At 73.1% G+C, this 26,419-nt stretch carries 20 protein-coding genes; 17 read left to right on the top strand and 3 right to left on the bottom strand.

All coding sequences use genetic code 11. The features are described from left to right. Positions 1–42 precede the first annotated feature (42 nt). From CLV37_RS01105 to polA, 9 genes are all read left to right on the top strand, one after another. Positions 43–660 (top strand): ANTAR domain-containing response regulator, encoded by a 618-nt coding sequence (locus CLV37_RS01105; protein ID WP_106206150.1) that lies wholly within the window; start codon positions 43–45, stop codon positions 658–660. Positions 661–930: 270 nt separating this feature from the next. Continuing rightward, positions 931–2,106 (top strand): branched-chain amino acid ABC transporter substrate-binding protein, encoded by a 1,176-nt coding sequence (locus CLV37_RS01110; protein WP_106206152.1) that lies wholly within the window; start codon positions 931–933, stop codon positions 2,104–2,106. A gap of 104 nt (positions 2,107–2,210) precedes the next feature. Further along, positions 2,211–3,179, top strand: a complete 969-nt coding sequence (locus tag CLV37_RS01115; protein ID WP_245885180.1) for a branched-chain amino acid ABC transporter permease — start codon at positions 2,211–2,213, stop codon at positions 3,177–3,179. After that, positions 3,176–4,318, top strand: a complete 1,143-nt coding sequence (locus CLV37_RS01120) for a branched-chain amino acid ABC transporter permease (RefSeq protein WP_106206154.1) — start codon at positions 3,176–3,178, stop codon at positions 4,316–4,318. Before CLV37_RS01115 ends, CLV37_RS01120 begins: the two co-directional genes overlap by 4 nt. Before the next feature lie 4 nt (positions 4,319–4,322). Next, positions 4,323–5,153 carry an ABC transporter ATP-binding protein gene (locus tag CLV37_RS01125; protein WP_211298359.1) on the top strand — a complete coding sequence of 277 codons (831 nt, stop codon included), beginning with the start codon at positions 4,323–4,325 and terminating at the stop codon, positions 5,151–5,153. After that, positions 5,150–5,875 (top strand): ABC transporter ATP-binding protein, encoded by a 726-nt coding sequence (locus CLV37_RS01130; RefSeq protein WP_106206158.1) that lies wholly within the window; start codon positions 5,150–5,152, stop codon positions 5,873–5,875. The genes CLV37_RS01125 and CLV37_RS01130 overlap by 4 nt, the downstream gene beginning before the upstream one ends. 288 nt (positions 5,876–6,163) lie before the next feature. After that, complete coding sequence (locus tag CLV37_RS01135; RefSeq protein ID WP_146149250.1) at positions 6,164–6,751, top strand: GNAT family N-acetyltransferase; 588 nt, start codon at positions 6,164–6,166, stop codon at positions 6,749–6,751. A gap of 37 nt (positions 6,752–6,788) precedes the next feature. Continuing rightward, the gene (locus CLV37_RS01140) at positions 6,789–8,441 is read left to right on the top strand and encodes a GGDEF domain-containing protein (RefSeq protein WP_106206162.1); all 1,653 of its coding nucleotides are present in this window, start codon (positions 6,789–6,791) and stop codon (positions 8,439–8,441) included. A 156-nt stretch (positions 8,442–8,597) separates the two neighbouring features. Beyond that, positions 8,598–11,297 carry a DNA polymerase I gene (gene polA, locus CLV37_RS01145; protein WP_342762213.1) on the top strand — a complete coding sequence of 900 codons (2,700 nt, stop codon included), beginning with the start codon at positions 8,598–8,600 and terminating at the stop codon, positions 11,295–11,297. Positions 11,298–11,329: 32 nt separating this feature from the next. On the opposite strand, the gene CLV37_RS01150 is transcribed toward polA, so the two are convergent. Continuing rightward, the gene (locus CLV37_RS01150) at positions 11,330–12,145 is read right to left on the bottom strand and encodes a class I SAM-dependent methyltransferase (RefSeq protein ID WP_106206164.1); all 816 of its coding nucleotides are present in this window, start codon (positions 12,143–12,145) and stop codon (positions 11,330–11,332) included. Between the two features lie 189 nt (positions 12,146–12,334). Between CLV37_RS01150 and rpsA the strand changes: the two genes are divergently transcribed. The 3 genes from rpsA (at position 12,335) to uvrB (ending at position 16,973) form a co-directional block, all read left to right on the top strand. Next, positions 12,335–13,843 (top strand): 30S ribosomal protein S1, encoded by a 1,509-nt coding sequence (gene rpsA / locus CLV37_RS01155; protein ID WP_106206166.1) that lies wholly within the window; start codon positions 12,335–12,337, stop codon positions 13,841–13,843. 87 nt (positions 13,844–13,930) lie between these two features. Continuing rightward, on the top strand, positions 13,931–14,815 hold the full coding sequence (coaE, locus tag CLV37_RS01160) for a dephospho-CoA kinase (RefSeq protein WP_106206168.1): 885 nt from the start codon (positions 13,931–13,933) through the stop codon (positions 14,813–14,815). Positions 14,816–14,825: 10 nt separating this feature from the next. Further along, entirely contained in the window at positions 14,826–16,973 is a 2,148-nt protein-coding gene (gene uvrB / locus CLV37_RS01165) for an excinuclease ABC subunit UvrB (protein WP_106206169.1), read from the top strand. 118 nt (positions 16,974–17,091) lie between these two features. On the opposite strand, the gene CLV37_RS01170 is transcribed toward uvrB, so the two are convergent. Then, complete coding sequence (locus CLV37_RS01170) at positions 17,092–17,679, bottom strand: MarR family winged helix-turn-helix transcriptional regulator (protein WP_106206171.1); 588 nt, start codon at positions 17,677–17,679, stop codon at positions 17,092–17,094. A 254-nt stretch (positions 17,680–17,933) separates the two neighbouring features. Here CLV37_RS01170 and uvrA point away from each other — a divergent pair, with 254 nt between their 5' ends. The 5 genes from uvrA to CLV37_RS01195 all read left to right on the top strand — a co-directional run bounded on the left by uvrA (position 17,934) and on the right by CLV37_RS01195 (position 25,794). Then, positions 17,934–20,828, top strand: coding sequence for an excinuclease ABC subunit UvrA (gene uvrA / locus CLV37_RS01175; RefSeq protein ID WP_342762214.1), 2,895 nt, complete (start codon positions 17,934–17,936; stop codon positions 20,826–20,828). Positions 20,829–21,065: 237 nt separating this feature from the next. Beyond that, positions 21,066–22,334: a glycoside hydrolase family 127 protein gene (locus CLV37_RS01180; RefSeq protein WP_106206175.1), complete on the top strand. Its 1,269-nt coding sequence runs from the start codon at positions 21,066–21,068 to the stop codon at positions 22,332–22,334. A gap of 14 nt (positions 22,335–22,348) precedes the next feature. After that, complete coding sequence (locus CLV37_RS01185; RefSeq protein WP_106206177.1) at positions 22,349–23,668, top strand: glycosyltransferase; 1,320 nt, start codon at positions 22,349–22,351, stop codon at positions 23,666–23,668. Beyond that, positions 23,665–25,038: a protoporphyrinogen/coproporphyrinogen oxidase gene (locus CLV37_RS01190; RefSeq protein WP_170126991.1), complete on the top strand. Its 1,374-nt coding sequence runs from the start codon at positions 23,665–23,667 to the stop codon at positions 25,036–25,038. The genes CLV37_RS01185 and CLV37_RS01190 overlap by 4 nt, the downstream gene beginning before the upstream one ends. 231 nt (positions 25,039–25,269) lie before the next feature. Continuing rightward, positions 25,270–25,794, top strand: coding sequence for a P-loop nucleotide/nucleoside kinase family protein (locus CLV37_RS01195; protein ID WP_211298283.1), 525 nt, complete (start codon positions 25,270–25,272; stop codon positions 25,792–25,794). 50 nt (positions 25,795–25,844) lie between these two features. Here the strand turns inward: CLV37_RS01195 and CLV37_RS01200 are convergent, their stop codons facing one another. Further along, complete coding sequence (locus tag CLV37_RS01200; RefSeq protein ID WP_106206180.1) at positions 25,845–26,306, bottom strand: PH domain-containing protein; 462 nt, start codon at positions 26,304–26,306, stop codon at positions 25,845–25,847. Positions 26,307–26,419 lie beyond the last annotated feature (113 nt).

The following is a 26,419-nucleotide window of genomic DNA, read 5'->3' on the forward strand; positions in this document are numbered from 1 at the left end:
AGCCCGTCGTGCCGCCGCCGGGCGACCGTCTAGGATGCCGGGGTGACGAACACTGCCGACACCCCCGCCGCCTCCTCCACGACCACACGTCGGGTGGTCGTCGCGGAGGACGAGGCCATCATCCGTCTCGACATCGTCGAGATGCTCACCGAGGCCGGCTACGACGTCGTCGGCCAGGCCGGTGACGGTGAGCAGGCCGTGGCCCTGGCCGAGGAGCACAAGCCCGACCTCGTCGTCATGGACATCAAGATGCCCGTCCTGGACGGCATCTCCGCCGCCGAGCGCATCGCCAAGGCCCGCATCGCCCCCGTCGTGCTGCTGACGGCCTTCTCGCAGGCCGAGCTCGTCGAGCGGGCCCGCGACGCGGGTGCCATGGCGTACGTCGTCAAGCCCTTCACCTCCGCCGACCTGCTGCCGGCCGTCGAGATCGCCGTGAGCCGCTACCAGCAGATCATGGCCCTGGAGGACGAGGTCGCCGACCTCGCCGACCGCTTCGAGACGCGCAAGCTCGTCGACCGCGCCAAGTCCAAGCTGCAGACCCAGTTCGGGATGACCGAGCCGGAGGCCTTCCGCTGGATCCAGAAGACCTCGATGGACAAGCGCCTGACGATGCGCGAGGTCGCCACGACCGTCATCAGCGCCGGCGACGACCGCGGCTGACCCCTCCCGACCGGCCCCGACGACCCCACCCCCGCACCGGGGGTGGGGTCGTCGTCGTCGCGGACGGTGCCGGGCGTTCCGTCTGCGCAGCCGGGGTGCCGCCGGGTGGACGATGTGTGTAACGACCCGGTGAACTCGCGCACGGAATGCACCCGATCGCGTCGGTGGCCCCCTAGTGTTCACTCCGGCTCCACCGCTCCCGGGTGGTGCTCACGGGGACGCGCGTCGTGGCGCGTGGGTCCGTGCCCTCTCCACCAGGAGGACTAGCCAGTGCGCTCCCTCGTCAAACTCGCGGCCCCCGCCGCGGCGGCCGCCCTCCTGCTCGCCGCCTGCGGCACGACCGGTGGTGACGACACGTCGTCCGGTGCCGCCTCCTCCGGGGGCAGCAGCAGCTGCCCCGACGGCATCAGCATCGGCTTCTTCGGCGCTCTCACCGGCCCCAACGCCAACCTCGGCGTCAACGAGCAGAACGGCGTCAAGCTCGCGATCGACCAGCACAACGCCGAGAGCGGTGCCTGCCAGGTCAAGCTGACCCCGTACGACTCCCAGGGCGACCAGAACCAGGCCCAGGGCCTGGCCCAGCAGGTCGTGGGCGACGAGAAGGTCGTCGGCATCGTCGGGCCCGCGTTCTCCGGCGAGTCCAAGGTCGCCGACCCGATCTTCAACGAGGCCGGCATCGTCGGCATCAGCCCCTCGGCGACGAACCCGGCGCTGGCCGACAACGGCTGGAAGACCTTCTTCCGCGTCCTGGGCAACGACGCCTCGCAGGGTCCGGCGGCCGCGAAGTACATCACCGACACCCTCGGCAAGCAGAAGGTGTACGTCATCGACGACGCCACCGAGTACGGCAAGGGGCTCTCGGACATCGTCCGCAAGAACCTCGGCGCCAAGAAGGTCAAGGACAACACCGTCCAGACCGGGCAGACCGACTTCTCCGCCGTCGTGGCCGACGTCCAGGCCTCCGGCGCCGACTCGGTGTTCTTCGGCGGGTACTACCCCGAGGGTGGCCTGCTCCTCAAGCAGCTGCGTGAGGCCGGCCTGAGCGCCGACAAGCTCGCCTTCGTCACCGACGACGGCGCCAAGGACGAGGGTCTGGTCACCGCCGCCGGCGCCGAGAACGCCGAGGGTGCGCTCATGACCTGCCCGTGCCTGCCGCCGGACAAGGCGGGCGGCACGTTCGTGGCCGACTACACCAAGGCGTACGGCACCGCGCCGGCCACCTACTCGGCCGAGGCCTTCGACGCCGCGACGATCCTGCTGAACGGCATCGCCGAGGGCAAGGTCTCCCGCGAGGACCTGCTGTCGTACGTCAAGAGCTACGACAAGCCGGGCGTCACCAAGCAGCTGAAGTTCGACGACAAGGGCGAGCCCAGCGAGGTCTCCGTCTGGGCCTACAAGGTCCAGGGTGGCCAGATCGTCGCCGACCAGGAGATCAACGCCTCCTGATCCGCCGCGCGACCCCACCCGCCCCGTGCGGGTGGGGTCGTCGCGCGTTCCGACCCTTCCCCCGTACGCACCCCTCACCCCGGGGAGTTCCCCTGTCCACGTTCTTGAACCTGACCTTCACGGGTCTGGTGGTCGGCGCGATCTACGCCCTGTTCGCCCTCGGCTACACCCTCGTCTACGGCGTCCTCCGCCTCATCAACTTCGCGCACTCCGAAGTCTTCATGTGGGGCAGCTTCGGGGCGGTCTGGGCGATGACGCTGCTCGGCGCGCGCACGGGCATGAGCTGGCCGGCCGCCATCGGGCTGCTGCTGGTGGCCCTGGTCGCGGCGATGGCCGTCAGCGGCGGCGTGGCCCTCGTCGTGGAGCGCATCGCCTACCGCCGGTTGCGGGAGAAGAACGCCCCGCCGCTGGTCGCCCTCATCTCCGCCATCGGCGCGTCCTTCATGCTCTCCGAGATCATGGGTCTGCGGGACCGGATCGCCGGCTGGCTCAACCTGGACACCGTGCTGGCGCCCTACGTCCGCCAGGCCCGGGAGAACACCGCGTTCGTCAACCCGCTGCCGAACGTCCAGGTGCTGGAGGTCGCCGGGTTCCAGATCCGCAGCAACCAGCTCATCGTGCTCGTCGCCGCGATCCTCATGATGGTCGCCCTGGACCAGTTCGTCAGCCGCTCCCGGCTGGGTCGAGGGGTGCGGGCCGTGTCCCAGAACCCCGAGGCGGCCGCCCTCATGGGCGTGAACCAGAAGCGCGTCGTCCAGCTCACCTTCTTCATCGGCGGCCTGATGGCCGGCGCCGCGGCTCTGCTGTACCTCGTCCACATCGGGGTGACCCGCTACAACGTGGGCTTCGTCCTGGGCATCAAGGCCTTCACGGCCGCGGTCCTGGGCGGCATCGGCAACATCCGGGGTGCCCTCGTGGGTGGTCTGGTCCTCGGTCTGGTCGAGAACTACGCGACGTTGCTCGGGCTCGCCTCGTCCTGGAAGGACGTCGTGTCGTTCCTGCTGCTCGTCGTCGTCCTGCTGTTCCGGCCCACCGGCATCCTCGGTGAGTCCCTCGGGAAGGCCCGCGCATGAGCACAGCGACCACTCCCGCCAAGCCCACGTTCGCCGAGCGTTGGACAGCGCTGCCGAAACCGGTCCAGATCGTGGTCTGGACCCTCATCGCGCTCTTCTTCTTCGTCCTGCCGCTGCTGAACCTGCCGATCATCTCCACCGAGGACGCCGAGTTCGGCGCCGTGCTGGCGACCGTGGCGAACTACGCACTGGTGGCCCTCGGGCTGAACATCGTGCTCGGGTACGCCGGTCTGCTGGACCTGGGGTACGTCGGCTTCTACGCCATCGGCGCCTACACCGTGGGCGTGTTCGGGTCCCTGCACGGGCAGGTCCCGTGGTTCGTGCTCATCGTCATGGCCGTGACGATCTCCACCGCCAGCGGTCTGCTGCTCGGTGCGCCGACGCTGCGGGTGCGCGGCGACTACCTGGCCATCGTCACGCTGGGGTTCGGGGAGATCATCCGGCTCACGGCGCTGAACACCGAGTGGCTCAACGGGGCCCGTGGCATCACCGGGATCCCGCGGCCGCCGTCCAGGGAACTGTTCGGGGTGCCCAGCCTGGTCTGGGACGGGGCCGTCGCGAAGGTCGACCTCGGGCAGGGAGCCCGTTCGATCTTCCTGAAGTTCGGTCTGCTGGACGCGGTCCCGTACTACTGGCTCGCGCTCATCGTCATCATCCTGGTGCTCATCGCCGACCGGCTGCTGCAGAACAGCCGCGTGGGACGGGCCTGGGAGGCGACCCGCGAGGACGAGGAGGCCGCTGAGCTCAACGGCGTGCCCACGTTCCGCTTCAAGCTGCTGGCCTTCGCCATGGGTGCGTTCGTCGGCGGGTTGTCGGGAGCCCTCTACGCCTCTCGCGTCGGGGCCATCAACCCGGACTCCTTCATGATCCAGCTGTCGATGATGTTCCTCGCAGCCGTCGTCATCGGCGGACAGGGAAACCGCTGGGGTGCCATCGTCGGCGGTGTCGTCGTGGCCTACCTGCCCGAGCGGTTCCGCGAGTTCGCCGACTTCCGCATCGTCGTCTTCGGCCTGCTCCTGCTGCTCCTGGCCAACTTCCGGCCGCAGGGCCTGCTGCCGCCGCGGCGAGCCCGGCGCGCCCAGCGCGCGGACGTGGCCACCAAGGAACTCGAGGGGACGGAGGAGGGCGCTCGTGCCTGAACTGATGGAGGACAGCCCGGTGGCCGCACCACGGGAGTTCGGTCCGCCGCTGCTGCGGATGGAGGGTGTCACGCTGCGGTTCGGGGGTGTCGTCGCCCTCAACGACGTCTCCTTCGACATCCGCGAGGGTGAGATCCTGGGGCTCATCGGCCCGAACGGAGCCGGGAAGACCACGTGCTTCAACGCCCTCACCGGGGTCTACCAACCGACCGAGGGGCGCGTCGTCTTCGACGACCAGCCGCTGGGCAAGCGCAAGCGGTACCAGATCAACCGCCTGGGGATCGCCCGCACGTTCCAGAACATCCGACTGTTCGGGAACATGACGGCCCGCGAGAACGTGCTGGTGGGGGCCGACTCCCACCACCGCTCGGGGGTGCTGAACTCCCTGTTCCGGCTGCCCCGGCACCGGCGGGAGACCCGCGAGGGGCACGCCCTGGCCGACGAGCTGCTCGACATGATGGACCTCGGTCACCGCGCGGACGACCTGGCCCGCAACCTGTCCTACGGCGAGCAGCGCCGCCTCGAGATCGCCCGCGCGCTGGCGACGAGACCCAAGCTGCTGTGCCTGGACGAACCGGCCGCGGGGTTCAACCCGGTCGAGAAGCAGCGGCTCATGGACCTCATCCGCAAGGTCCGCGACCTCGGCAACACCGTCCTGCTCATCGAGCACGACATGCGCCTGGTCATGGGGGTCACCGACCGGATCGTCGTGCTGGAGTTCGGCAAGAAGATCGCCGAGGGTCTGCCCGCCGACATCCGCAACGACCCGGCCGTCATCGCCGCCTACCTGGGCGTCGAGGACGACCAGCTGTCCGAGGGGGACGAGAACCTGTGAGCGACCAACTCGTCGTGGAGGACCTCAGCGTCAACTACGGGCGCATCGAGGCCATCCGCAACGTCTCGTTCTCCGTGCCGCAGGGCGCTATCGCCACGCTCATCGGCGCCAACGGCGCGGGCAAGACGACGACCCTGAAGACCGTCTCGGGCCTGCGCACCGTGCGCACCGGCTCGATCGTGTTCGAGGGTGAGGACATCACCAAGGTCCCCTCGCACAAGCTCGTCGCCAAGGGGCTGTGCCAGGCCCCCGAGGGCCGCGGGACGTTCGTCGGGATGACCGTCGAGGAGAACCTCGACATGGGCGCCTACACGCGCAAGGACCGGCGCACGGCGGCGTACAAGCAGGACCTCGAGCGCGTCTTCACGCTGTTCCCGCGGCTGCTGGAACGACGCTCGCAGTTCGCCGGGACGATGTCCGGCGGCGAGCAGCAGATGCTGGCCATCGGGCGCGCGCTCATGTCCCGCCCGCGGGTGCTGCTGCTGGACGAGCCGTCCATGGGGCTGGCCCCCAAGCTCATCCAGCAGATCTTCTCGATCATCGTGGAGATCAACCAGCAGGGGACCACGGTCCTGCTGGTGGAGCAGAACGCCGCGCAGGCCCTGCGCATCTCCGACGTCGCGTACGTGCTGGAGACCGGGACCGTCGTGCGGTCGGGGACCGGCGCCGAGCTCGCCTCCGACGACTCGATCCGCGCCGCCTACCTCGGCGGGGACGTCTAGACCGGCCGCCTGCGCCCGACGGCGGGCCCGCACCGCGCAGCGACCCCGTCGCGACGGTGCGGGCCCGCCGTCGTCGTGGTGGTCATGGTGATCGTCGACTCCGCCGGGTGAGTCGTTCACCACGGCGAGTGAAGGTCACGGTCAGATCGCGGCGGGATCTTCCCCCGGCGCCCGCGGTGCCCTAGTGTCCGGCGCAGCCGCTCTCGCCTTCGTGAGCGGTCACCGGAGCGGGGGCCCGGTCTGCTTCGTCGTGCGCACTGTGCGGTGCGCTGCGCGGAAGGGGATCACGTGGCACGACCCGCAGTGGAGGTCCGCGACGCCGGCACCACCGACGTCGACGTCCTCATGGAGCTGTACGCCTCCGCCCGCTTCGACCAGGCCCAGCTGCGCGCCTCCGTCGACAACGTCCGGGCCAAGCTCCTGCGCTCCCTGCAGAACGGCGACGTGCGCGTCCTCATCGCGCACCTGGGCAGCGAACCCGCCGGCTACGCCCTCATCACCACCACCCCGCTGCTGCCGCTGGGCAACTGCGCCGGCCCCAGCATCGAGCACCTGCACGTCGTGCCCCACCTGCGCCGGCGCGGGGTCGGCCGGGCCCTGCTGCGCAAGGCCGTCCACGTGGCCGAGAGCGAGGGGGCCGAGCAGATCGCCTGCACCGTCCTGCCGGGCGACCGCGACTACACCCGCTACCTGGCCCGCCTCGGCTTCGCCCCCGTCGTCGTGCGCCGCGCCGCGCCGCTGGCGGTGCTGCGGCGCAGGCTCTTCGACGGGCCCGACAGCGCCGCGCACGCCACCGACGTCGTCGCCCGCCGGCGGTCCCTGCGGGCCCGGTTGGCCCGCGCCGGCGACACCCTGGGCGTGCCGACCGCCAGCTGAGGCTCAAGGGGCGCCCGGGACGGCCGAAGCAACCAGGGTGACCCCCGCCGCAGCCACCGCCGTCGTCGCGGCCATGCGGGTCAACCAGCAGTCGCAGGTCTTCGCCCTCGACGTGGGCGGCGCCGTGGTGGACGTGCCCGCGTCCCTGGCGCTGCCCGCCGAGCGCGCGGTCGTGCCGCCCGCCCACCGCGTCACGATCGCCCACTTCGTCGACCCCCGTGACCTCGAGCAGGTCCTGCGCCTGTGGGAGACCGCGCTGGCCGACGGCGTGGGCACCGGCGTCGTCCGGGCCCCCGGCACCACCGAGCAGTTCGCCCTCGCCGTCGCCGACGCCCGTTCCGAGCACGGCTGCCTGCTGGCCTCTCTGACCCCGCTGGGCGTGGCCGCCCCCGACCGCCTCGCCGGCCGCACCGTCACGAAGGTCGCCGGCGAGCTGCGCCCGCGGACCGCGACCCTCACCAAGAGCCCCCAGGCCCTCATCACCGCCGTCTCCCCGCGCGCCGAGGCCCTGCTGGGCTTCCCCGCCGACGCCCTGCTCGGACACCGCTCCACCGAGTTCCTGCACCCCGACGACATCACCACCTCCCTGGACGCCTGGATGGAGATGCTCGCGACGGGTACCGCCTACCGCTCGCGCGTGCGCCACCGCCGCCCCGACGGCGGATGGCTGTGGATCGAGGTCCTGCACCAGCCGGTCCCCGGACCCGACGGCTCCGTCGTCGTCCACGCCGATGTCACCGACATCAGCACCGAGATGGCGGCCCTGGAGGAGCTGCGACGGCGCGAGCAGCTGTTCCGGCGCACCCTCGAAGCGCTGCCCGTCGGCCTGCTGCGGCTCGACGTCACCGGCCGCGTCGTGCAGGTCAACGCCCGCTTCGGCGCGCTGCTGGGCTCGGCCCCCGACCTGCCCGCCGGCGCCGGGCTCGGTGAACGGCTCAGCGGGTGCGGGCCGGACTGCCGGCGTCGCGTCCTGGACGCCGTCGACGCCTGCCTGGACGGCGGCGGCGACGGCCGCGTCCAGGTCTGCGTCGGCGGCGACGAGTGGTCCGGCGGCCAGCACTGCTCCATCGACGTCACCCGGCTCGGCGACGACGACGGCGAACCCGGCGTCGTCCTCGTCGTGCAGGACGTCACCGAGGCCGTCCGCTCCCAGCGGCTCCTGGCCCGCCGGGCCACCACCGACGCCCTCACCGGCTGCCTGAACCGCTCCGCGGCCCTGGCCGCCCTCGAGGCCGACCTGGCCGCCGACCCGGGACCGGAGCGCTCGCCCGCCGTCGTCTTCCTGGACCTCGACGGGTTCAAGGGCGTCAACGACCGGCTCGGGCACGCCGTCGGGGACGGCCTGCTCGTCAGGGCCGGCGCGATCCTGCGCGAGACCGTCGCCGGCTGGGCCGGCGGCGCCGACGTCTGCCGCCTCGGCGGCGACGAGTTCCTCGTCGTGCTGCACCGCAGCCCCGACGAGCGGTCCGTGCAGTCCCTGGCCGAGGAGCTGTGCGCCCGGCTGCGCACGGGCCTGGAGGCCGGCGCCGACCTCGCCGGTCACCACCCGCTGCCCGTCGGCGCCAGCGCCGGAGCGGCCCGCGCGGTGCCCGGCGACACGACCGGCACCCTCGTGGCCCGCGCCGACGCGGCCATGTACGTCGCCAAGCGGGCCGGGCGCCGGGCCGACTGGAGCGACCCGGCGCGCTGAGGAGCGCCCGGCCGGCCCGCGGCGTGGGCGCTGGTGTCGCAGGGGCTGACTACCCTGGCCGACGTGACACCGCCCGCTGTACGCAAAGCAGCCGCCACGAAGAAGACCGCTGCCAGGGGCGGCTCCGCCGCCCGGCCCGCGCCGACGCGGCCCCGGTTGCTGCTGATCGACGGGCACTCCATGGCCTACCGCGCGTTCTTCGCGCTGCCGGTCGGCAACTTCGCCACCACCACCGGCCAGCCCACCAACGCCGTGTACGGCTTCACGTCGATGCTCATCAACCTGCTGCGCGACGAGGACCCCACCCACTTCGCCGTCACCTTCGACGTCTCGCGGCACTCGTTCCGCACCGACGAGTACCCCGAGTACAAGGGCACCCGGACCAAGAGCCCCGACGAGTTCCGCGGCCAGGTCGAGCTCGTCAAGGAGGTCCTCGCCGCCCTGCGCGTGCCCGTGGTCGAGAAGGAGGGCTACGAGGCCGACGACGTCATCGCCACCCTCACCACCCAGGCCGTCGAGCAGGACTTCGACGTGCTCGTCTGCACCGGCGACCGCGACGCCCTGCAGCTCGTGCGCCCCGAGGTCACCGTCCTGTACCCCGTCAAGGGGGTCTCGGAGCTGGCCCGCATGACGCCCGAGGCCGTGGAGGAGAAGTACGGCGTCCCGCCCCAGCGCTACCCCGACCTCGCCGCCCTCGTCGGGGAGACCTCCGACAACCTGCCCGGTGTCCCCGGCGTCGGCGCCAAGACCGCGGCCAAGTGGATCGGCCTGTACGACGGTCTCGACGGCGTCATCGGCAACGCCGACCTCGTCAAGGGCAAGGCGGGGGAGAGCCTGCGCGCCCACCTCGACTCCGTCATCCGCAACCGCCGCCTCAACGCCCTCGTCACCGACCTCAGCCTCGGGGTGACCGTCCCCGAGCTGGTCCGGCGCGCCTGGGACCGCGAACAGGTCCACACCGTCTTCGACGGCCTGGAGTTCCGCGTCCTGCGCGACCGCCTGTTCGCCACCCTGGAGTCCGCCGAACCCGAGGCCGAGGAGGGCTTCGGCGTCGACGGCGCCGTCCTGCTCGCCGGAGAGGTCGCTGCGTGGCTCACCGACCACGCCACCGGGGCCACCGGCCTGCACGTGCAGGGCGAGTGGGGCCGCGGCACGGGGGAGGTCACGGGCCTGGCGCTCGCGGGCGGCGACGGCGTCGCCGCGTGGATCGACCCGGTGACCCTCGAGGCGGCCGACGAGCAGGCCCTGGCCGCCTGGCTGGCCGACCCGGACCGGCCCAAGGTCGCGCACGACGTCAAGGGCCCCTCGCACGCCCTGCGCGCCCGCGGCTGGGAGCTGGCCGGGGTCACCTTCGACACCGCCCTGGCCGCCTACCTGTGCCGGCCCGACCAGCGCAGCTACGACCTGGCCGACCTCGCCGTGCGCCACCTCAAGCGCGAGCTGCGCGCCGAGGGGTCCCTGCCGCAGGCCCCCGCCGACGAGCAGCTGACCCTCGACGGCGGCGACGGTCCCGTGGGCGGGGACCTGCAGGCGCGCGCGGAGGAGGGCATGGTCCGGGCGCTGGCGATCTCCGAGCTGGCCGCGGTCCTGGCCACCGAGCTCGACGAGCGCGGCGGGACGCGGCTGCTGGCCGAGGTCGAGCTGCCGCTGGTGGACGTCCTGGCCCGCCAGGAACGGGTCGGCGTCGCCGTCGACCCCGAGCTGCTGGCCGACCTCGAGGCGCACTTCGCCGACCGCGTCGCCCAGGCGCAGACCCTCGCCTACGAGGTCATCGGGACCGAGATCAACCTGGGCTCGCCCAAGCAGCTGCAGACCGTGCTGTTCGAGCAGCTGCAGATGCCCAAGACCAAGCGCACCAAGACCGGGTGGACGACCGACGCCGACGCCCTCGCGGCCCTGTTCGTCAAGACCGAGCACCCCTTCCTGGCCCACCTGCTCGAGCACCGCGACGCCTCGCGGCTGCGGCAGACGGTCGAGGGGCTGCGCAAGTCCGTGGCCGACGACGGCCGCATCCACACGACGTACCAGCAGATGATCGCGGCGACCGGGCGCCTGAGCTCGACCGACCCGAACCTGCAGAACATCCCCATCCGCACCGAGGAGGGGCGCCGCATCCGGCAGGCCTTCGTCGTCGGGCCGGACGGGGCCGGGGGCGGGTTCGAGTGCCTGCTGACGGCCGACTACTCGCAGATCGAGATGCGGATCATGGCGCACCTGTCGGGCGACGAGGGCCTCATCGCGGCCTTCACCTCGGGGGAGGACCTGCACCGCTTCGTCGGCAGCCGCGTCTTCGGGGTCGCCCCGGCCGAGGTGACGTCCGAGATGCGCGCCAAGATCAAGGCGATGTCCTACGGCCTGGCGTACGGGCTGTCCGCGTTCGGCCTGTCGAACCAGCTGAAGATCTCCACCGAGGAGGCCAGGGGCCTCATGGACGACTACTTCGAGCGGTTCGGCGGCGTGCGCGACTACCTGTACGGCGTCGTCGACGAGGCCCGCCGGGTGGGCTGGACCGAGACCATCCTGGGGCGGCGGCGCTACCTGCCGGACCTGGCCAGCGACAACCGGCAGCGCCGGGAGATGGCCGAGCGCATGGCGCTGAACGCCCCCATCCAGGGCTCGGCCGCCGACATCATCAAGGTGGCCATGCTCGACCTCGACGCCGGGCTGCGCGCCAGCGGGCTGCGCTCGCGGCTGCTGCTGCAGGTGCACGACGAGCTCGTCCTCGAGGTGGCCGCCGGCGAGCGCGAGGAGCTCGAGGCGCTCGTGCGCTCGACCATGGGCGGGGCCGCCTCGCTGGCGGTGCCGCTGGAGGTGTCGGTGGGCGTCGGGCGCAGCTGGCACGAAGCGGGGCACTGACCGACCGCCGGTGGTGCCGGCCGCTCCGTCGCTCAGGGGCGGTCGGCGACCAGCACGAGCGTGCCGGGCAGCAGCTCCCCGCGCAGGCGGCTCCAGCCGCCCCACTCGGCGTCCCCGGAGCGCCACGCGGGTTCGACGAGGTCGCGCACCACGAACCCCGCGGCCACCAGCAGCCGGACCCAGTCGCCGACCGTGCGGTGGTGCTCGGCGTAGGTCACGGTGCCGTGCTCGTCGGCCTCCACGTAGGCGCGGCGGTCGAAGTAGGAGTGGGTCGCTCTGAGCCCCTCGGGGCCGGGGACGTCGGGGAAGGCCCAGCGCACCGGGTGCGGGACGCTGGCCGCGAACCGGCCCCCGGGCCGCAGGACGCGGGCCGCCTCGGCGAGGACGCGGTCGGCGTCGGCGACGAAGGGCAGGGCGCCGTAGGAGGTGAAGACGACGTCGAAGCTCGCGTCGGCGAAGGGCAGGACGCGGGCGTCGCACTGCGCCAGCGGGACCCCGGCGGCCCGGGCCGGTGCCAGTCCCTCGCGCAGCATGCCGAGCGACAGGTCGGTCGCCACGACGCGCGCGCCGCGGCCGGCGACCCAGCGGGCGCACTGGGCGGCGCCGGCGCCGACCTCCAGGACGGTGGCGCCGTCGAGGTCGCCGAGCAGCACGGCCTCGGCCTCCCGCAGCCCGTCCGGCCCCCAGACGAGGTCGGACCCGGTGCGGTCGTCGCCGAGGAAGGCGCCGTGCTCGCGGCGGTACTGCGCCGCCTCGGCGTCCCACCAGCTCCTTTGCGCCGCAACGGTTTCAGCGGCACTCACGCCGCGGCGACCGACGGTGGGCTGGGGTTGCGCGAAGTCCTCCACGGCCCGATCCTGTCAGTCCGGCCGGGCCGCTTTGCCCCCTCCTGCCCCCGCCGGTAGGCTTGGCAGGCGCGCGTCTGCCCGTTGCCCACGGGGATCGTCCGAGAACCGGCTCAGCAGGTGGTCTCGCGTGACGGCCGGGAACCCCCGCCCGTGACACCCACGATTGTCCTTGACGGAGCCCCTACCTCCATGACGACCACCACGACCGCGCCGGCGGGCACCACTCCTCAGATCGCGATCAACGACATCGGATCGGCTGAGGACTTCCTTGCCGCGGTCGACGCGACCATCAAGTACTTCAACGACGGTGACATCGTCTCCGGCACCATCGTGAAGGTCGACCGTGACGAGGTCCTCCTCGACATCGGTTACAAGACCGAGGGCGTCATCCCCTCGCGCGAGCTCTCGATCAAGCACGACGTCGACCCCAACGAGGTCGTCGGCGTCGGCGACGAGGTCGAGGCCCTGGTCCTCCAGAAGGAGGACAAGGAAGGCCGTCTGATCCTGTCCAAGAAGCGCGCCCAGTACGAGCGCGCCTGGGGCACCATCGAGGCCAAGAAGGAAGCCGACGAGGTCGTCGAGGGCACCGTCATCGAGGTCGTCAAGGGTGGGCTCATCCTGGACATCGGCCTCCGCGGCTTCTTGCCCGCGTCGCTGGTCGAGATGCGTCGCGTCCGCGACCTGCAGCCTTACGTCGGCAAGACGATCGAAGCCAAGATCATCGAGCTGGACAAGAACCGCAACAACGTGGTCCTGTCCCGCCGCGCCTGGCTCGAGCAGACCCAGTCCGAGGTCCGCCAGAACTTCCTCACGACCCTGCAGAAGGGTCAGGTCCGCTCCGGCGTCGTCTCCTCGATCGTCAACTTCGGTGCGTTCGTCGACCTCGGCGGCGTCGACGGCCTGGTCCACGTCTCCGAGCTGTCCTGGAAGCACATCGACCACCCCTCCGAGGTCGTCGAGGTCGGTCAGGAGGTCACCGTCGAGGTCCTCGACGTCGACATGGACCGCGAGCGCGTCTCGCTGTCGCTCAAGGCGACGCAGGAAGACCCGTGGCAGCAGTTCGCCCGCACCCACGCGATCGGTCAGGTCGTGCCGGGCAAGGTCACCAAGCTCGTCCCGTTCGGTGCGTTCGTGCGCGTCGACGACGGCATCGAGGGCCTGGTCCACATCTCCGAGCTGGCCGAGCGCCACGTCGAGGTGCCGGAGCAGGTCGTCCAGGTCAACAGCGACATCTTCGTCAAGGTCATCGACATCGACCTCGAGCGTCGCCGCATCTCCCTGTCGCTGAAGCAGGCCGACGAGTCCCTCGCCGCGGCCGGCGAGGAGTTCGACCCCTCGCTGTACGGCATGGCGGCCGACTACGACGAGCAGGGGAACTACAAGTACCCCGAGGGCTTCGACCCCGAGACCAACGACTGGCTCGAGGGCTTCGAGGCGCAGCGCGAGGAGTGGGAGGGCCAGTACGCCCTTGCGCACGAGCGCTGGGAGCAGCACAAGAAGCAGGTCGCCGACCGCGCCGAGGCCGAGGCGAAGGCCGAAGCCGAGGGCACCACGGCCACCTCGAGCAGCTCCAGCTCCTCGAGCAGCAGCTCCTCGGCTCCCTCGTCCTACACGTCGGAGGCTCCGGAGGCCGCGGGCACGCTCGCGTCCGACGAGGCCCTCGCCGCGCTGCGCGAGAAGCTGACCGGCGGGAACTGAGTCCCCCGCTGATCGGCTGACGATCCGACGAAGGCCCCGACCGGGTTCCGGTCGGGGCCTTCGTGCGTCCGGGAGTAGGTTCGGCCCGTGCTGCGCGTGGGGCTGACCGGTGGGATCGGGGCGGGCAAGTCGACGGTGGCCCGGCTGCTGGCCGGGCACGGCGCGGTGCTCGTCGACGCCGACGTCATCGCGCGCGAGGTCGTGGCCCGCGGCACGCCGGGTCTGGCTGCGGTCGTGGAGGAGTTCGGGCCGGACGTCCTGACGGCGGCCGGCGACCTCGACCGCCCGGCGCTGGGCCGTCGCGTCTTCGGCGACGAGCGGCAGCGGGCGGCGCTCAACGCGATCGTGCACCCGCTGGTCGCCGCGCGCCGGGCCGAGCTGGCCGCCGCGGCCCCGGCCGGGTCCGTCGTGGTCGAGGACGTGCCCCTGCTCGTCGAGACCGGGGCCGCACCGGGCTACCCGCTGGTCGTGGTCGTGGACGCCGACGCGGCCGAACGGGTGCGCCGGCTGGTGACCGAACGCGGCATGAGCGAGGACGACGCCCTGGCCCGCCTGCGCGCGCAGGCCACCGACGACGAGCGGCGCGCCGCCGCGGACGTGCTGCTGGCGAACCCGCGGCGGGCCGAGGACCGCCCCGACCCGCTGCCCGGGCTGGTCTCGGCCCTGTGGAGCGGACGGCTCCTGCCCTTCGAGGCCGCCGTCCGCGCCGGACGGCCGGCTCCCGCGCGGCCGGGTGTCCCGCCCGCCGACGCCGTCGAGCGCGCGCGCCGGCGCGTCGCCCACGCCACGGCCGGGCCGGTCGAGGTGGTCGACGCCTCGGCGTGGCCGGTGCGGCTGCGCGCGTCCGCCGAGGGCGCACTGACGACGGTCGGCTACGTCGACGCAGGTCAGGGCCGGTTCGCGAGCGCCGACCCGGGCGCCCCGGTCGCCGTCGAGCTCGTGCGGGAGGCTCGTGTCGGAGGTCCCGCCTAGGCTGCGACCCATGCGGCCGACGACAGACCTCCAGCGCCGGGTGGCCCCCTTCCAGGTGGTCTCCGAGTACTCGCCCTCGGGCGACCAGCCCACCGCCATCGCCGAGCTGGCGCGGCGGGTGAACGCGGGGGAGCAGGACGTCGTGCTGCTCGGCGCGACCGGCACGGGCAAGTCGGCGACGACGGCCTGGCTCATCGAGCAGGTGCAGCGCCCCACCCTGGTCATGGCGCCGAACAAGACGCTCGCGGCGCAGCTGGCCAACGAGTTCCGCGAGCTGCTGCCGAACAACGCGGTCGAGTACTTCGTGTCCTACTACGACTACTACCAGCCCGAGGCGTACGTGCCGCAGTCGGACACGTACATCGAGAAGGACTCCTCGATCAACGACGAGGTGGAGCGGCTGCGGCACTCGGCGACGAACTCGCTGCTGACCCGCCGCGACGTCGTCGTGGTGGCGACCGTCTCGTGCATCTACGGCCTGGGCACCCCGCAGGAGTACGTGGACCGGATGGTGACGCTGAAGGTCGGCGACACCATCGAGCGCGACGAGCTGCTGCGCAAGTTCGTGGCCGAGCAGTACACCCGCAACGACCTGGCCTTCACCCGCGGCACGTTCCGGGTGCGGGGGGACACCGTCGAGATCATCCCGCAGTACGAGGAGCACGCGCTGCGCATCGAGTTCTTCGGCGACGAGATCGACAAGCTCTACACGCTGAACCCGCTGACCGGGGAGATCGTCCGCGAGGAGCAGCTCGTGTACGTGTTCCCCGCCTCGCACTACGTCGCGGGCCCCGAGCGCCTCGAACGCGCCATCGGCACCATCGAGGCCGAGCTCACCGAACGCCTCGCCGAGCTCGAGCAGCAGGGCAAGCTGCTGGAGGCCCAGCGGCTGCGGATGCGCACCACCTACGACATCGAGATGCTGCGGCAGGTCGGGACCTGCTCGGGGGTGGAGAACTACTCCCGCCACATGGACGGCCGGGAACCGGGGTCGGCGTCGAACACGCTGCTGGACTACTTCCCCGAGGACTTCCTGCTCGTCGTCGACGAGTCGCACGTCACCGTCCCCCAGATCGGGGCCATGTACGAGGGCGACATGTCGCGCAAGCGCACCCTCGTCGACTTCGGGTTCCGCCTGCCCAGCGCGATGGACAACCGGCCGCTGCGCTGGGAGGAGTTCCTCGAGCGCATCGGGCAGACGGTCTACCTGTCGGCCACCCCCGGCGACTACGAGCTGTCGCGCGGCAAGGGGGTCGTCGAGCAGATCATCCGCCCGACGGGCCTGGTCGACCCCGAGGTCGTCGTCAAGCCCACCAAGGGCCAGATCGACGACCTGCTGCACGAGATCTCGCTGCGCACCGCCAAGGACGAGCGCGTCCTGGTCACGACCCTGACGAAGAAGATGGCCGAGGACCTCACGGACTACTTCCTCGACCAGGGCGTGCGCGTGCGGTACCTGCACTCGGAGGTGGACACCCTGCGCCGCGTGGAACTGCTGCGCGAGCTGCGGCAGGGCGACTACGACGTGCTGGTCGGCATCAACCTGCTGCGCGAGGGCCTGGACCTGCCGGAGGTCTCCCTCGTGGCGATCCTCGACGCCGACAAGGAGGGTTTCCTGCGCTCGGCCAAGTCGCTCATCCAGACGATCGGGCGCGCGGCCCGCAACGTGTCCGGGCAGGTGCACATGTACGCCGACCGGATCACCCCGTCGATGGCGGAGGCCATCGAGGAGACGAACCGGCGCCGGGAGAAGCAGGTCGCGTACAACACCGAGCGCGGGGTGGACCCGCAGCCGCTGCGCAAGAAGATCGCCGACATCACCGACCTCATCGCCCGCGAGGACGCCGACACCGCCGAGCTCCTCGCCGCGGCGGCCCGGGGCGGGAAGGGAGCCGGCGGCAGCGGGCGCACCCAGTCGCGGGGCAAGGCGCCGACCCCGGCGAAGGGCAGCAAGGGCAAGAACGTGGGCCGTGAGGTGGGCCCGGAGCCGCGCGAGGGGATGCCGCAGGCGGACCTGGCCCAGCTCATCCAGGAACTGACCGACCAGATGCACTCGGCGGCGGCGGAACTGCAGTTCGAGCTGGCGGCGCGGTTGCGCGACGAGGTGGGGGACCTGAAGAAGGAGCTGCGCGGGATGCGCGCGGCGCAGGGGGCCTGACCGGCCGCACCCGTTCCGGCGGACGGGCCGGTGCCCGCCTGCGGGGCGCCGCCGCGCCGGCCGTCCCCTCCCGGCCGGCCGGCGCGGCGGCGCCCCCGCGTCGCCCCTCGGGGTGGGCTCAGCGCTGGTCGAGGCGGGCGAGGACGTCCTGGACGCCGGGGACGGGCGGGACGCTGCCCGTGGCGGTCAGGTGCTGCAGCAGGGTCGTGCTGATGGAGCGCAGCTGGTCCACCTGCTCGGGGCTGAGCTGGTCGAACAGCGCGTCCCGGACGGTCTCGACGTGACCGGGGGCGGCGGCCGCGAGGGCCTCGTGGCCGGCGTCGGTCAGGACGGCGATGAACCCGCGGCCGTCGGTGGGGCAGGACTGCCGGCGCACCCAGCCGCGTTCCTCCATGCGGGCCACGGCGTGCGAGACGCGGCTGCGCGAGGACAGCGAGGACTCGGCCAGCTCGCTCATGCGCAGCGAGCGCTCGGGGGCCTCGGACAGGCGCACGAGCATCTCGTAGTACGTCAGCACGATCCCGGAGTCGTGCTGCAGCTGACGGTCGAAGCGGTCCAGCAGCAGCTGCACCGTCGACAGGAAGGTCCGCCAGGTGGCCTGCTCGGCCTCGTCGAGCCAGCGGACCGGCGCGGCCCCGGGAGGGGGGTCGGACGCGGCAGCGGGGTCGACGGAATCGTGCTCGAGAGTCGATGCGGATGGAACCATGCACAGAGCGTATGCATCGCGTTCAACTACCGTCGTCCCCCGAACGGTGGACGATGGCCCCGCCGTCCTGCGGGTGCGTCCCGGCGCGCTCCCCGACCTGCGTCGGACCGTCCCCGGACCAGCCCCGGGCGGGCGTCTGGAGGCCGGTGTCGGAGGTGGCGCCTAGGGTTGCCCCCGTGGCTTCCCGGACACCCGCCCCCTCCAGCAGTTCCCGCACCACCAAGCGCACCGCCGCCAGCGCGGCGGCGCGCCCGGTGACCTCCGCCCGCATCGCCGGTGACCGCCTCGTCGTGCGCGGCGCCCGCGAGCACAACCTCAAGGACGTCTCGGTCGACCTGCCCCGGGACAGCCTCGTCGTCTTCACCGGCCTGTCCGGGTCGGGCAAGAGCTCGCTGGCCTTCGACACGATCTTCGCCGAGGGCCAGCGGCGCTACGTGGAGTCCCTGTCGGCCTACGCCCGGCAGTTCCTCGGGCAGATGGACAAGCCCGACGTCGACTTCATCGAGGGCCTGTCGCCCGCGGTCTCCATCGACCAGAAGTCGACCTCGCGCAACCCCCGCTCGACGGTCGGGACGATCACCGAGGTCTACGACTACCTGCGCCTGCTGTTCGCCCGCGCCGGCAAGCCGCACTGCCCCGTCTGCGGGGAACCCGTGGGACGCCAGACGCCGCAGCAGATCGTCGACCAGCTGGTGGAGATGCCCGAGGGCACCCGCTTCCAGCTGCTGGCCCCGGTGGTCCGCGAGCGCAAGGGCGAGTACGCCGAGCTGTTCCGCGAGCTGCAGGCCAAGGGCTTCGCCCGCGCGCGCGTGGACGGGCAGGTCGTCCCGCTGGACGACCCGCCGGCGCTGCAGAAGCGCCTCAAGCACACCATCGAGGTCGTCGTCGACCGCCTCGTCGTCAAGGACGGCGTCAAGCGGCGCCTGACCGACTCCGTCGAGACGGCCCTGGTGCTGTCCTCCGGGCTGCTGGTGGCCGACCTCGTCGACGTCGAGGGCCCGGAGGGGGAGCGGCGCTTCTCCGAGAAGATGGCCTGCCCCAACGAGCACCCCCTGGAGCTCGACGAGATCGAGCCGCGCTCGTTCTCCTTCAACTCCCCGTTCGGGGCGTGCCCGGAGTGCACGGGCATCGGCACCCAGATGGAGGTCGACCCCGAGCTCGTCGTCCCCGACGAGGACCTGACCCTGCGCGAGGGCGCCATCGCCCCCTGGACGGTGGGGTCCTCGGAGTACTTCGAGCGCCTGGTCAAGGCGCTGGCCGACGACCTGTCCTTCTCGGTCGACACCCCGTGGCGGGCGCTGCCCAAGCGGGCCAAGGACGCGCTGCTGCACGGCAAGGACCACCAGGTCCACGTCCGGTACAAGAACCGCTGGGGCCGGGAGCGCTCGTACTCCACCGGCTTCGAGGGGGTCATCGAGTTCGTCAAGCGCCGGCACGCCGAGACCGACTCGGACTCCTCCAAGGAGCGCTACGAGGGGTACATGCGCGAGACCCCGTGCCCGGCGTGCCGCGGGGACCGCCTGAAGCCGACGTCGCTGGCCGTGAAGATCGCAGGCCGGTCCATCTCGGAGATCTGCGCGATGCCCATCGACGAGTGCTCGCGCTTCCTGGACACCATGCAGCTGTCCGCGCGGGAGAAGAAGATCGCCGGGCAGGTCCTCAAGGAGATCCAGGCCCGCATGGGCTTCCTGCTCGACGTCGGCCTGGACTACCTGTCCCTGGCCCGGCCCGCCGGGACCCTGTCCGGCGGGGAGGCCCAGCGCATCCGGCTGGCCACCCAGATCGGCTCCGGGCTCGTCGGCGTCCTCTACGTCCTGGACGAGCCGTCGATCGGCCTGCACCAGCGCGACAACCGGCGGCTCATCGAGACCCTGACCCGTCTGCGCGACCTCGGCAACACCCTCATCGTCGTCGAGCACGACGAGGACACCGTGCGCGTCGCGGACTGGATCGTCGACTTCGGCCCCGGCGCGGGCGAGCGCGGCGGGGAGGTCGTGCACTCCGGGGACCTGGCCGGGCTGCTGGAGAACCCGAAGTCGCTGACCGGGCAGTACCTGTCGGGGCGCCGGGCCATCGAGGTGCCCGCCGTCCGCCGTCCCGGCGACGGCCGCACGCTGGTCGTCACCGGCGCCCGCGAGCACAACCTCAAGGACGTCACCGTCGAGTTCCCCCTGGGCCAGCTCGTCGCGGTGACGGGGGTGTCCGGCTCGGGCAAGTCGACTCTGGTCAACGACATCCTCTACACGGTGCTGGCGAACAAGCTCAACGGCGCCCGCCGGGTGCCGGGCCGGCACAAGTCCGTCCAGGGCCTGGAGCACCTCGACAAGGTCGTGCACGTCGACCAGAGCCCCATCGGCCGCACCCCGCGCTCGAACCCCGCGACCTACACGGGGGTCTTCGACCACATCCGCAAGCTGTTCGCCTCGGCCCCGGAGTCGAAGCTGCGCGGGTACCAGCCGGGCCGGTTCTCGTTCAACATCAAGGGCGGGCGCTGCGAGGCGTGCGCCGGTGACGGCACCCTGAAGATCGAGATGAACTTCCTGCCCGACGTCTACGTGCCCTGCGAGGTCTGCCACGGGGCGCGGTACAACCGCGAGACCCTCGAGGTCCACTTCAAGGGCAAGACCATCGCCCAGGTCCTGGACATGCCGATCGAGGAGGCCGCGGAGTTCTTCGCCGCCGTCCCTGCCATCGCCCGCTACATGACGACCCTCACCGAGGTCGGCCTGGGCTACGTCCGCCTCGGTCAGCCCGCCACGACGCTGTCCGGCGGGGAGGCCCAGCGCGTCAAGCTGGCCTCGGAGCTGCAGCGGCGCTCCAACGGCCGGACCGTCTACGTCCTGGACGAGCCCACGACGGGCCTGCACTTCGAGGACATCCGCAAGCTCCTCGGCGTCGTGCAGGGCCTGGTCGACAAGGGCAACAGCGTCCTGGTCATCGAGCACAACCTCGACGTCATCAAGTCGGCCGACTGGCTGGTCGACATGGGCCCCGAGGGGGGCAACGGGGGCGGCACCGTCATCTGCACGGGGACCCCCGAAGAGGTCGCGGCCAACCCGGACAGCTACACCGGCCAGTTCCTCGCCGAGGTCCTCGAGGTGCCCGGCGGCGGGGCCGGGGCCCGGCGCCGGCGGGCCCGCGCCAGCTGACGACCAGGCGTTGCCCAGGTGGGGGATCGGGACTGCGAACGGTCCCGATCCCTCACGGGCAGTAGCGGATCCCGGGGTGCGACCCCGCACCGCGGGTGATGCGCGTGGAACCCTGCGTGGTATTCGTGCGGCGTTCGGTGAAGACCCTCCGGAGCGTGCCCGCGGACTGCCACACTCGGCGGCGATCACGACCCGGGACGGGGGAGACGCCCGGGTCGTCACCGACGAGGGAGACGCATGAGCCAGACCGCGGAGCGCACGCACGGACACGCCGAGGGGCCCCGCACGCTGGGCACCGTCCCCCGGCCTCGCAGCAGCGAGGCGGTGCCCGCCCTGGCCGCCGCCCGGCGCGGCGTCCGCTGGCTGCAGGAGTCCGGCATCCAGAGCGCCACCGGTGGCTACCACTCCTGGTTCGACCGCACGCGCGGCGACTACCCCTTCGAGTACTCCGAGGTCACCGGCTACCAGGTCACCCTCGCCGCCTGGCTCGCCGCCCGCGAGGACCTCGCCCCCGCCGGTGACCCCCTGCTGCGCGAGGAGGTCCTCGCCGCCGCCGACCGCGCCGTCCGGTGGCTCACCACCGCCGTCCAGCCCGTCCCCGGCGCCTTCCGCTGCCTGGAGGCCTCCCGCACCGCCGGCGCGGTGGGCCGTTTCGCGGGCAAGGCCGAGCGGCTCTACACCTTCGACGCCGGGATCATCCTGCAGGGCCTGGTCGCCCACCACGTCGCCACCGGCAGCACCACGGCGCTGCGCACCGCGCTCGACACCGGCGAGTGGCTGCTGCGCCACGTCGACGCCACCGGCGTCGTCGCACCCTGGCCCGCCACCGCCGAGGCCGGCCGCTGGCAGGACGCGCCCGCCGACTGGTCCACCCGCCCCGGCGTGCACCACGCCAAGGTCGGCATCGGCCTGGCCGCCCTGGGCGAGGTGAGCGGCGACGAGCGCTTCACCCGCGCCGCCGTCGCGGTCTGCGAGAACGCCCTCGAGCTCCAGCTGCCCTCGGGCCGCTTCGTCACCAACCCCACCACCGCCGGCACCAACATCCACCCCCACAGCTACGCCGCGGAGGCGTTGTGGGCCGTCGGCACCGCCACCGGCCGCGACGACCTCGTCGCCGCCTCCGAACGCGCCGCCCTGTGGGCCCTGGCCGCCACCGACCGCGACGGGCTGCCGCCGCGCCGCTACGCCCGCGCCGGCGACGGGACGGTCAGCGTCGTGCGCCACCCCCGCGTCGACGGCGTCGCCCAGGTCCTGCGCCTGGCCGCGCTGCACTCCGCCCACGGCACCCGCGCCGCCCAGCGCCTCGTGACGACCCTGTTGGACCGGCAGGTCCAGGCCCCCGACGAACCGCGCGCCGACGGCGGCTTCGCCTTCGGCGCCGGCACCGACGGCACACCCCTGCCCCACGCCAACGTGTGGGTCACCGCCTTCGCCGTCCAGGCCCTCGTCCTGGCCGCCGGTGAGCGCCGCGGCACCGCGGTCCTCGACTGGCGCCACCTCGTCTGAGGCGGACCGCACCCGTGGCCAGGATCCTGCTCCTCATGACCCGCCCGCTGGCCGGCGCCGGCGGTCGCGGACTGGTGCTGCGCACCATCGTCGACTCCCTCACCGGCAGCGGCCACGACGTGGTCTGCGCCGTCGTCGGCGGCCCGAGCCCCGCCGTCCCCGTCGACCGCTCGGTCGCCACCCACCGGCTGCCCGACGTCCGCTGGTGGGAGGTCGCCTCGCCCGCCGCCCGCCGGCGCGGGCTGCGCTCCCTCAACGAACGGCTCTACTGGTCTCCGCGGGTGGCCCGGCACGTGCGCCGACTCGTCGAGACCGAACGCATCGACGCCGTCGTGGCCGACGGGCTGCGGCTGGCGCCCTACGCCCAGGACTCCGGACGTCCCTGGTTCGTCGACCTCGACGACCTGCTCTCCGACCGCTACGACCTGTGGCGCTCGCGGTCCATGGACCTGCACCAGCTCCTGGGGCACCGGCGGCCGTCCTCGGCCCTGGCCGGCGCCGTCCTGCGGCGCGTGCCGGTCGGGGCGCTGCTGGCGCGCGAGGCGCGCCGGCTGCGCGAGCGCGAGGAGGTCCTGGCGCGCACCGCGCACGGCACCTCACTCGTGTCCCCGATCGAGGCGGCCCGGCTGTCCGAGCGCGCGGGCGTCCCCGTGCAGGCGCTGCCCATGGCCGTCACGGCCGGCGTGCGCCGCACGTGGACCGGCGGGGCACCGCTGGACCGGCGGCTGGCCTTCCCCGGCTCGCTGACGGCCTACGCCAACGAGGAGGCCGTCCGCTGGTGGGTGGACGAGCTGGAACCGGCGCTGCGCGCCGCCGGGCTGACCGGGTGGGAGCTGCACGTCTACGGCGAGGTGCCGCCCTCGGTGCGGGCCCGCGTCAGCGCCCCCTCGGTCGTCCTGCGCGGCGCCTTCGACCGCGAGGCGCTGCACGCCGAGCTAGTGCAGCACTCGTTCCTGCTGGCTCCGCAGCGCGAGGCCCTGGGCCTGACGGTCAAGGTCGTCGAGGCCGCGGTGCTCGGTCTGGTCCCGCTGACGACCCCGCAGGGGGCCTCGGGGATGGCGGTGACCCACGGCGAGCAGGTGCTCCTCTTTCGCGACGGCCCGGAACTGGCCGAGGCGCTGTCCACCGTGGAGCGCTGGGCCGCCGAGGGCGGGCGGCAGACCGCCGCCCTGGCCGCCCGGGCCCGGGCGTGGGCCCGCGACAGCTTCGCCGCCGAGGTCCTGACCCGGCGCTGGGGCGCCGTGGTGCAGCAGCTGGTCCCCGGGGGCGCGCCGCGCCCCCGGACGCAGGTGGACGGCCCGGACGGGCTCGTGGGGGAGAGGACCCAGCGGTGAGCACGGTGAGCGTGGACGACAGCCCGCGACGGGCCGAGGTGGACGAGCCGGTCGTCGTGATCGGCGCCGGGCCGGCCGGCCTGGCCGCGGCTGAGCACCTGCTCGACGCCGGGCAGCAGGTCGTCGTGGTCGACGGCGCGCCCGGGGTCGGGGGCCTGAGCCGGTCCGTCGAGCTGTGGGGGCACCGCTTCGACCTGGGCCCGCACAGCTTCCTGTCGAACTCCCACCCGGAGTCGGTCACCCGGTGGCTGGACCTGGCCGGGGCCGCCGGCGGGATCGAGCGGACCGAGGCCGTCCGCTCCGCGGTGTGGCGCGGCCGCGTCGTGGGGTTCCCGCCCGGACCCGCCGACGTGCTGCGGACCGCAGGCCCGCGGCGCACCGCGCAGCTGGCCGCCTCCCGGGTCCGCTCTCGGGTGCGCCCCCGGGTGCGCCCCGATGCCCCGGCGGTCTCGGCGCACGACGCGCTCGTCGCCCGGCACGGCGCGGCCGTCGTCGAGGAGCTGTTCGTCCCCTACTGCCGCAAGTACCTCGGCGTGCACCCGGCGGAGCTGTCCCCGGCGTTCGCCGACAAGCTGCAGGGCACCCGCCGCGGCTGGCGCGGTCCGGTCGAGCTGCTCACCCCGCGCGAGGGCACCGGCGCCGTCTGGGACGAGCTGGCCCGCCGGCTGCGGGCGCGGGGGGCGCGGATCCTGCTCGGCACCGCGGTCGTCGGCCTGGCCACCGAGGGGGAGCTGGTCACCGGTGTCCGGGTCCGCGACGGGGCCGGGACGGCGACGCTGCCGGCGCGCGCGGTGGTCTCCAGCGTGCCGACCCCGGTCCTGCTGCGCTGGCTGCCGGGCACCACCGCACCCGCCGGCCCGGTCCTGGGCTCGCGCGACACCTACCTCGTGCACCTGCTGCTGGAGGGCGCACCGGGCTCGGGCGCGGTCGGGCAGGACAGCCACTACGTCACCGCCTACGACGAGGCCCTGCGGGTGGGCCGGCTGACCAACACCCGCGTCTGGCGGCCCCGGACGTTCGCCGCCGACCCCCGCACCGTCCTGTGCGCGGAGTTCTGGAGCTCCGGCGACGACGACCTGTCGGCCCGCGGCGACCGCGAGCTGGCCGAGCTCGCCGTCGCCGAGCTGTCCCGCTTCGGGGTCGACCCGCGGGTGCGGGTCGTGGACCACGACGTCCTGCGGCTGCCGCGCAGCGTGCCCGTCCTGACCCGCGGCGTCGAGCAGGCCCGCGCCGCCGTCGACACCCAGCTCGACCGGTTCGCCAACCTGGCTTGCGTGGGACGCCACGGCCGCCACGACTGGGACGGGCAGGAGGACGCCCTGCTGACCGGGCGCAGCATCGGCGCGCACGTGCTGGCCACCCGCGGCTGAGCCCGGACGCACCGACGCCGCCCCGGCTCCCGACCCGGTGCGGCGTCGCGGCGCCCGGTGGCGCAGCGCTGAGCGAGCCGCGTCACCCCGTCCGCACCGGGCCCTGGAACGGGTCGGGGCACAGGGCCCGTCCTGCCGATCGCGGGCAGCCGAGAGCAGGCCCGGACGGCGGGATGAGCGGGCGATCGTGCTGAGCTGCCGCGGCGATCCCCGTTCTGCCAGGGTGATCGCGTGGCCGACACCGTCATCCTCGTCAACGGCCTGCCCGGTGCGGGCAAGACCACCTTGGCTCAGCAGCTGAAGGAGGCCTCCGGCTGGCCGCTGCTGTCGAAGGACGCGGTCAAGGAGGCGCTGGCGCTGATCGCCGACGGCGCCGTGGGCTCGGGCCGGTTGGGCGCGGTGGCGATGGACACGGTGTGGTCGATGGCGGCAGCCGTGGACGGTGAGGTGATCGTGGAGTCGTGGTGGTTCCGTCCACGCGATCTCGGCTTCGCCCGGGCGGGCGTGGCCCTCGCCGGGGCGGTGCGGGTGGTGGAGGTGTGGTGCGACGTCGCTCCGGCGGTGGCGCGGGAGCGCTACGCCGGACGTCACCGGGCGGCGGTGCACGACGACGGCGCGCGGCTGGCCACCGACTTCGACCGGTGGGTCGCCGAAGGGGTGCCGTTGGGGATCGGTTCGCTGGTGCGAGCGGACACCAGCGGACCGGTGGACGTCAACGGGCTGGTGGCCCGGGTGCGCGCGGCAGCGTCCGTCTGACGTCGTGGGAGCTGGCGCGCCACGCCCGCGCACCGCGGGACGACCGTGCGTCAGTGACGAGCGGGTCCGTCGATCCCTCGAGCGAGGTGCTCGGCGGCGTCGCGGGTCAGGCCGATCAGCGGGACCCGACGTCCGTCGGTGGTGCGCGCGGTGCTCTGGGCTTCGAACCGGCCCTGCACGTCGATGCGCGCGAGGTCTGCCCAGGGCACGAGTGGGCCGGGCACGAGCACCTTGCGCACCCGCAGTCCTTCGGCGCTGACCGACGTGGCGGGCGGGCGCCAGAACTGCATCAGCACGCCGAGGACCACGAAGGCCACCAGCACGACGGCGGCGGCCCGGGCCGGCCAGGAGCCGGAGAGCAGCTGGGGGACGGCGGTGACGAGTGCGAGCACCTGAGCGGCGAGCACCGTCCAGCGCAGGGTGCCCGTGAAGGGGCGGGGGTACTCCTCGCGCAGGCCGGTCAGGTCGATCCCGGCGTCGTCCGGGGCGCGCGGCAGATCGTCGGAGCTCACTCCAGCAGCGTCTCCCCGCCGCACGCCGTGCGCTCACGATCGAGCGGTCTCGACCGTCGTCGGACACGCGCACCTCGGCGATGACCGGACGCGTCAGGCACCCGTCGTGATCC

This window comes from Kineococcus rhizosphaerae, assembly GCF_003002055.1.
GTDB lineage: Bacteria > Actinomycetota > Actinomycetes > Actinomycetales > Kineococcaceae > Kineococcus > Kineococcus rhizosphaerae.

Excerpts from the sequence above, each read along its gene's own strand:
- uvrB (WP_106206169.1), top strand. The coding sequence starts at position 14,826 with ATGCGGCCGACGACAGACCTCCAGCGCCGGGTGGCCCCCTTCCAGGTG.
- rpsA (WP_106206166.1), top strand. The coding sequence starts at position 12,335 with ATGACGACCACCACGACCGCGCCGGCGGGCACCACTCCTCAGATCGCG.
- CLV37_RS01180 (WP_106206175.1), top strand. The coding sequence starts at position 21,066 with ATGAGCCAGACCGCGGAGCGCACGCACGGACACGCCGAGGGGCCCCGC.
- CLV37_RS01170 (WP_106206171.1), bottom strand. The coding sequence starts at position 17,679 with ATGGTTCCATCCGCATCGACTCTCGAGCACGATTCCGTCGACCCCGCT.
- CLV37_RS01125 (WP_211298359.1), top strand. The coding sequence starts at position 4,323 with ATGGAGGACAGCCCGGTGGCCGCACCACGGGAGTTCGGTCCGCCGCTG.
- CLV37_RS01120 (WP_106206154.1), top strand. The coding sequence starts at position 3,176 with ATGAGCACAGCGACCACTCCCGCCAAGCCCACGTTCGCCGAGCGTTGG.